2 protein-coding genes are annotated in these 1,089 nt (G+C 68.8%); one reads left to right on the plus strand and one right to left on the minus strand.

Going from position 1 to position 1,089, the window contains the following annotated elements:
* Positions 1-767: AraC family transcriptional regulator (locus tag B2W70_RS00925; protein ID WP_286742059.1), on the minus strand; the 767-nt coding region annotated here is incomplete at its 3' end.
* A 91-nt stretch (positions 768-858) separates the two neighbouring features.
* Here B2W70_RS00925 and B2W70_RS00930 point away from each other — a divergent pair.
* Positions 859-1,089: SDR family NAD(P)-dependent oxidoreductase (locus B2W70_RS00930; RefSeq protein WP_286742060.1), on the plus strand; the 231-nt coding region annotated here is incomplete at its 3' end.

The raw sequence follows: 1,089 nt of genomic DNA on the forward strand, positions 1-1,089 counted from the left end.
TGGCGCACCACGCGGCGGGTCAGCTCGATGAGGTCGCCGCTGTCGGGCAGGTGGGCCAGCGCGGCTTCGACCTGTTCTTCCATGAGCCCCAGCAGCACCGGGTCCGGTTGATGCAACGGGGTCTGCAGGCTTTGCAGCGGGATCACCAGGCGCGTGACGGGTTGCCCCCAGCGCACCGGGCATCCGAAGTGGTCGGTGAACGGCTGGGTCTGACTCGGTGGTGGGTTGACGAAGTCGACCGCGCGCACCGGCAGCATGCGTCCGCACAGCGCCCGCGCGAACTGCACGATGGCGGTGATGCCGGTTTCGTCGAACAGGGCGCCGGGCTTGCCCCGGGCCACGCCCCATTGCAGCACCATGCCGTCGCTTTCGATGTGGTGCTGGATGGGGTTGATGTCGTTGAGCAGGCGGTGGTAGCGCTGGATGCGCATCAGCGCGGCGCCCAGGTTCTCGCAGGCCAGCAGCACATAGCCCAGCGCGCCCAGGTGGGCCGGCTGGATGGACTGGCCCAGGTGCAGGCCCAGCAGCGGGTCGTTGAGCCGCTCGGCAGCGCGCAGCAGCAGCTGGCAGTAAGCCTCGGCGGGGTAACGGCCCAGGTGCTGCATCCCGAAGCGCAGCGCTTCGGGTGGCATCAGGCTGGCGGGGTCGACGCCATGCCGCTGAAGGTGCTCGGCCAGCACCTTCAGGAAGGTTTGCGGCACCATGCCCTGGACGGCGTCTCTGGCGTGCAGGCGGCGCAGTTCGTGCGAGGGCAGGGCGTCGTGCATGGATGAAATTGTTAAAAATCAAGCCGACCGGGTCAAGACCGGGCAAGCCCCTGGTCTTTATGCTCGGGCCTCACCCCAGGAGCCTGTTTCGATGCCATCCACCCAGCGTCCCACCCTTTTTGTCACCGGCGCCGCCGCAGGCATCGGCCGAGCCGTGGCGGAGCGCTTCCTGGCGGCCGGCTGGTTCGTCGGCGCCTATGACGTCGACGAGGCGGGGCTGCGGTCCTTGCAGCAGAAGTGGGGCGCCGCCCAATGCGTGGCTGCGCGACTGGACGTGACCAGCGCAGACGATTGGCGCGCGGCCCTGGCGAGCTTCGAGCAG

The organism is Aquabacterium sp. UBA2148, from assembly GCF_002328915.1.
Taxonomy (GTDB): Bacteria; Pseudomonadota; Gammaproteobacteria; order Burkholderiales; family Burkholderiaceae_C; genus Aquabacterium; species Aquabacterium parvum.